Origin of the sequence: Methanofollis sp., from assembly GCF_028702905.1 — an archaeon.
Taxonomy (GTDB): Archaea; Halobacteriota; Methanomicrobia; order Methanomicrobiales; family Methanofollaceae; genus Methanofollis.
Genome location: NZ_JAQVNX010000115.1, coordinates 1 through 5,815 on the forward strand (window position 1 = coordinate 1; position 5,815 = coordinate 5,815).

Annotated in this window: 5 protein-coding genes; all 5 read left to right on the forward strand. The window is 62.5% G+C overall.

All coding sequences use genetic code 11. From position 1 onward, the window contains the following. A partial coding sequence (locus PHP59_RS10915) for a hypothetical protein (protein WP_300166870.1) occupies positions 1-919 on the forward strand: 919 nt, incomplete at its 5' end. Between the two features lie 1,012 nt (positions 920-1,931). Further along, positions 1,932-2,735 carry a glucose-6-phosphate isomerase family protein gene (locus tag PHP59_RS10920; RefSeq protein WP_366943760.1) on the forward strand — a complete coding sequence of 268 codons (804 nt, stop codon included), beginning with the start codon at positions 1,932-1,934 and terminating at the stop codon, positions 2,733-2,735. 68 nt (positions 2,736-2,803) lie between these two features. Next, entirely contained in the window at positions 2,804-4,156 is a 1,353-nt protein-coding gene (locus PHP59_RS10925) for a mannose-1-phosphate guanylyltransferase/mannose-6-phosphate isomerase (protein WP_300166872.1), read from the forward strand. Positions 4,157-4,666: 510 nt separating this feature from the next. Beyond that, a complete protein-coding gene (locus tag PHP59_RS10930; RefSeq protein ID WP_300166874.1) occupies positions 4,667-4,825 on the forward strand; it encodes a hypothetical protein in 159 nt (52 codons plus the stop codon). Between the two features lie 94 nt (positions 4,826-4,919). Beyond that, positions 4,920-5,723 carry a glucose-6-phosphate isomerase family protein gene (locus PHP59_RS10935; protein ID WP_366943761.1) on the forward strand — a complete coding sequence of 268 codons (804 nt, stop codon included), beginning with the start codon at positions 4,920-4,922 and terminating at the stop codon, positions 5,721-5,723. Positions 5,724-5,815 lie beyond the last annotated feature (92 nt).

A 5,815-nucleotide genomic window follows, 5' to 3' on the forward strand; every position in this document is an offset into this window, starting at 1 on the left:
TCGCCTCATCAGGGAGGAGGAGGGGATCGTCTCTGTCCTCGGCGATACAACAGACGACGTCGTTGCCCTTCTGTCCGAGGACCAGAATGGTATCCTCCACCAGATCATCTCCGGGAACATCGACGCCAATAAGATGGACTATCTCAGGCGGGACTCCTACCACGCTGGCGTGACCTACGGGAACTTCGACCTGGAACGCGTCCTCTATACCCTCAGGAAGACGGGGAGCAGGCAGCGCGAGGACCTCACCGTCCATGAGAAGGGTATCGACGCCGTCGAGAGTTTCCGGCTTGCACGGTTCCTGATGTATGCCCAGGTCTATTACCACCACACAAATGTCGTGGCAAACGGGATGCTCCAGCGGGCGCTCTCCGTCGCCATCAGGGATACAGTCGTGGACGCGGAGAGAATGCGGATGAATAACAGTTCTTTTTTGCAGCACTATCTCGCCCTCGACGATGCTCGCCTCCTCTCTCAGGTGCTCGCGAGACCGGAGAGCACGGCCGCCGACCTTGTCAGGAGGCTGGAGAGGAGGGACCTCCTCAAGCGGGGTTATGAGTCAGATATCTCCCAGGAGGAGGACACCTACCTCAAGTACCAGCTCGGGACAAAGTTCACCCAGGACACGGCGCAGGAGATCGAGACGGCGGTCGCGGCGGAGTGCGACCCCGACCTCATCATCGCCAACGTCGAGAAGAACGAGAACTCGCTCTTCAAGTCGGCGTCCGTCCTTCTTGAAGAGGAAAAATTTCCGATCCTGATCGAGAGGAAGGACGGGAAGGTCCAGGAGATCGACTCCTTCTCCACCCTCACCTACACGGGCAGGCCCAGGACGATCTTCTATATTTTCTGCCCGGAGGAGTACAGGCAGAGGGTGCAGGAGGGGGCGAGGGAGATCATCGCCTCGACTGTCGGGTGAGGGCCAGAGGCACTTTCGGGGCAGAAACAGGTGAGCGCGCTCCTCTCCTTCTCGTCGGCGTTATAGAGGGATGAAGTTTCCCTGTACGGCCTTCGTACCCCTGAGATTGCAGCCCCAATCCTGCGATCGCCGCGTTCTGGTCACGGTCCATCTCCGACCCGCAATGGAGGGGGGAGTGCGTGTGCGAGGTCAGGACATAGACCCCGAAGTATAGTTCTCAGATAAATACAGAGGAGAGAGACCAGACAACCTCTCCCCACGCCAGCAGCAACCCTGGTCCGTATCGGGCCGGTCATCTCAGCGACCAGGCCGCAACGCCGGGCTCATCGAAATCCTTCAGGCAGGATGCGTCCCTGACCTGATGGTGTTCCTCTGCAAGGGGAACGATCCTCCCGGGCGGGAATGCAATACCCCCCGGCAGGTCGGCCCTGGAGGGAGCGACCCCTCCTGTCCGGCCGGAAACACTCCCGATAGGCGTGAAAGCACACATCCAGGCCAGATTGGAGCAGATATCCCCCGCATACCCTTCCCGTCACCGCCCTCTCCCGGGGCCGGGGAAGGGATGGCATTACCCGCACACATACAGGCAGCCAGAGGGGCAGGAGAGGGGGCGGCATTTCGTGGGTTTCTCAAATGCCGCCCGCCATGCCGGGATCGCTGGATCTCGCCGGTACGGGCCCGGATCCGGGGTGCGATCCCCCTATCGGGGGCCGATAGGGGCGTATTCTGGTCAGGGGGAGGGGGCCACCCCGGCAGGTCATACCGGTCCCCCTTCCTGACCCTGCCCGGTCCTCCAGAGCCCCCCTGGATCGGGGGGCCGGCCCTCCCTGGGAAGAGGAGGACGCCGCCCTCCCATGCGCCTTCCTCATTTGGAATGTGTTTAACTCCCCTCATTTTTCAGAAAAAAATGCGCATCTTTATGTAGCGACACGCGAAAATGACAGCGCGTTCCATCCGGAGATTCACCCATGCACATACCCATCGCACAGCCGTCTCTCGCCGAGGGAGGGGCATGACACAGACCACCCTCCTCCGGCAGCAGCAGGACGAACTCTGCAGGCACCAGAAAGATAGGGAGCGCGTGATCGAAAGCACCTCCCTGACAGACCTCTGGCCAGGCCCCCTCCCCGCGCCCTCGGTGCGGACCGTCGACGAGATGCGCTGCGTCCTCGCCGCCCCCAAATGCGCTTTCGACGCCCCCCTGTACGTCATGTACCGCGACTGCGCTCTCACCCCCGAGGACCGCACCTGGCTCACGGGGCAGCACCTGCGGTTCGACCTCACCGTCATCCCGCCTGCCACCCCCGGCGGCGAGTACGTCAAGACGAAGGGGCACGACCACCCGGAGAATGCGGCCGGCGTCGGCCACCCGGAACTGTATCAGGTGCTCGCCGGCGAGGCGCACTTCCTCCTCCAGACGAAGGACCTCTCCGACGTGGTGGTTGTCTCTGCGCGGGCCGGGGACTTTGTACGGGTGCCGCCCGGGTACGGCCATGTGACCATCAACCCGGGCAAAGAGGTGCTGGTGATGGCGAACCTCGTCTCGACGCGGTTTGAAAGTGAGTACGGGTTCTATGAGGAGATGCGCGGCGCGGCGTACTATGAGAGGGAAGGGGAGAGGTGGTTACGGAATTCGCGGTATCCTGTTGTTCCGCCGATCAGGGAAATTCCAGCACGGGAAATACCGGAGCTCGGGACCAGACATGGGAAGGGCATCTATGACCTGGTCTCCCGATCGGCGGATCTCTCATTCCTGAATGAGCCTGAAAAAAATTTGGGGCGTGTAGCCACAAACCTGGAAACACCATCGGCATGAGATCAAAAATCCCATATGGACAGACCTCCAGTTCAACTACAACAATTACCTCCTCGGAGCACCCCACCATGAAGACGATCATCCTTGCAGGCGGTTCTGGCACGCGCCTCTTCCCTCTCAGCCGGACCTGCTACCCGAAACAGTTCATACCCCTCCTCGGAAAAGAGTCCCTTTTCCAGCGGACAGTGCGGCGGGCCCTCCTCTTCTCCCGCCCCGAGGAGATCTACGTGATCACGAGTTCTGCGCACCGCTTCCTGGTGGCCGACCAGCTCACCGAGATCGGTGCACCCTGTCGCGTCCTGACCGAACCGGAGGGGAAGAACACCCTCCCGGCGATCGCCTGCGGCATGACCGCGATCCTCGGGGAGTGCGGGGACGACACCGTCGCCGTCCTCTCTTCCGACCAGCTCATCGAGGCCGGCGACGCCTACAAGGCGGCGTTTCTGGCGGCAGAGGCCCTCGCAGAGGACCACCTCGTCACCTTCGGTATCGCCCCCACCTCCCCGCACACCGGCTTTGGTTATATCCATCCGGGCGAGCCGCTGCCGGGCGGCTACGCTGTCGAGGCCTTTGTCGAGAAGCCTGACCTGGAGACGGCTGAGCGCTACGTGAAAGAGGGCTATCTCTGGAACTCGGGGATGTTTCTCTTCCGCGCCGCCCTCTTCATGGAGGAGTGCCGGCGCCTGGCGCCCGAGGTCGCCGACGCCTTCGCCCTGCCGGCCGAGGAGGCGTACGCGAAGACCCCGAAGATCTCGGTCGACTACGGGATCATGGAGAGGACCGACCGGGCAGCCGTCGTGCCGCTCGCCTGTTCGTGGAGCGATGTCGGGAGTTTCGACGCCCTGTACTGTCTGAGCGAGAAGGACGACGCGGGCAATGCCATCAGGGGGGAGTACATCGGCATCGAGGGCCGGGACAACCTGATCATCTCTGACCGGCTGGTGGCGACGATCGGCCTCTCCGATCTCGCCGTCGTCGACACGCCGGATGCGCTCCTCATCTGCCCGAAGGGGGAGGCCCAGCGCGTCGGCGAGGTCACGGCCCTCCTGAAGGAGAGGGGAGACGAGCGCTGCGACCTCCACACCACCGTCCACCGCCCCTGGGGCTCGTACACCGTCCTCCTCAAGGGCGACTCCTTCCAGATCAAGCGCCTCACCGTCCTGCCCGGCCGCCGCATCTCCGCCCAGCTCCACCACCACAGGAGCGAGCACTGGGTGGTCGTGCGCGGCATGGCGCGGGTCTCGAACAACGGCGATTCCTTCTTCGTCCGCCCCGGCGAGAGCACCTTCGTCCCGGCAGGGACGAAGCACCGCCTGGAGAACCCGGGCCTGATCCCCCTCGAGGTGATCGAGGTCCAGAACGGGGAATATATTACAGAGGAGGACATCGTCCGCTTCGACGACGACTTCAGGAGGGAGTGAGAGAGCCCCCTCCGGGTCAACTGACTCTTCATCTGTTCATGGCAGAGGGAGGGGAGATGATACGGAGGTTGGTCGAGGAGATGCGCCCGGCCACATTTCCAGGAGCATCTCCCTGAGAAAAAAAGGCGACATCACGCCAGGACAGAGACAACGTCGGACATACCCGAACAGATTCCTGCAGTGGGAGCACCCCCTCTTGATGCAGGGACTAAACCCTGACGTCAGCACCCCGAATAGTCGGAATAACACAGATGAAGCCAAGATTCAGCTGATTTCCGGCCGCACTCCCTTCCCCTTCCCGGCGCCTGGGGGCCGCGGAAGGGAGGGCATTACCCGCACGCATACGGGTCGCCAGAGGGGCAGGAGAGGGGGCGGCATTTCGTGGGTTTCTCGAATGCCGCCCGCCATGCCGGGATCGCTGGATCTCGCCGGTACGGGCCCGGATCCGGGGTGCGATCCCCCTATCGGGGGGTGGTACGGGCGTATCCGGGGGGGGAGCCAGCCGGTCAGGTGGCGAGGGGTGACCCCCTCTGCCCGGTTGAGGGGTGTCCCGGCGATCTTCGCACCGGCACAGGCGAGGACGTCCTGCCCGATATGCCGGAGATCACGATTGAGGACTGCGGTCTGGAACAGGAGGATGGCCGCGTCCATGCGCCCTCCCTCTTCTGAATCTGTTTAACGCCCCTCATTTTTCAGAAAAAAATGCAAATGTTTATGGATGAACACGCGAAAATGACAGCGCGTTCCATCCGGAGATTCACCCATGCACATACCCATCGCACAGCCGTCTCTCGGGAGAGACGGGGAGCACGCCCCGATCGTCTCGTCAGGCTGCGCCATAGGAGGGGTGAGCGTGAGCACCCCCCTGACAGACTTCTGGCCAGGCACCCTCCCCGCCCCCTCGGTGCGGACCGTCGACGAGATGCGCTGCGTCCTCGCGGACCCAACCTGCACCGCCGACGGCCCCCTGTACGTCATGTACCGCGACTGCGCCCTCACCCCGGAGGACCGCACCTGGTTTGCGGGGCAGCACCTGCGGTTCGACCTCACCGTCATCCCACCGGCGACCCCCGGCGGCGAGTACGTCAAGACGAAGGGGCACGACCACCCGGAGAACGCGGCCGGCGTCGGCTACCCCGAACTGTATCAGGTGCTCGCCGGCGAGGCGCACTTCCTCCTCCAGACGAAGGACCTCTCCGACGTGGTGGTTGTCTCTGCGCGGGCCGGGGACTTTGTGCTGGTGCCGCCCGGGTACGGCCATGTGACCATCAACCCGGGGGAGGAGGTGCTGGTGATGGCAAACCTCGTCTCGACGCGGTTTGAAAGCGAGTACGGGTTCTATGAGGAGATGCGAGGGGCGGCGTACTATGAGATGGAAGGAAAGGGATGGGTGAGGAATGCGCGGTACGGAACACTGCCGGCACTCAGGTCGGTCTCGGCCAGGGATGCACCACTACAGGACGTCCAGCATGAACAGCCGATCTATGGCCTGGTGACTGAGAGGAGAGATCTGACATTCCTGAATGCACCGGAAATCCATATATATGGCGATTGCACCTCCAAATGAAACGGAATAAACTGATTTCAATTGATTTACAGTGGGAAAAAATAGGAAGGATTGATAGACATGAAAAATAATCATATACCGATGAACCCAGC

What these genes read in the sequence shown, in the direction of transcription:
- PHP59_RS10925 (WP_300166872.1), top strand. Translation starts at nt 2,804, where the DNA reads ATGAAGACGATCATCCTTGCAGGCGGTTCTGGCACGCGCCTCTTCCCT.
- PHP59_RS10935 (WP_366943761.1), top strand. Translation starts at nt 4,920, where the DNA reads ATGCACATACCCATCGCACAGCCGTCTCTCGGGAGAGACGGGGAGCAC.
- PHP59_RS10920 (WP_366943760.1), top strand. Translation starts at nt 1,932, where the DNA reads ATGACACAGACCACCCTCCTCCGGCAGCAGCAGGACGAACTCTGCAGG.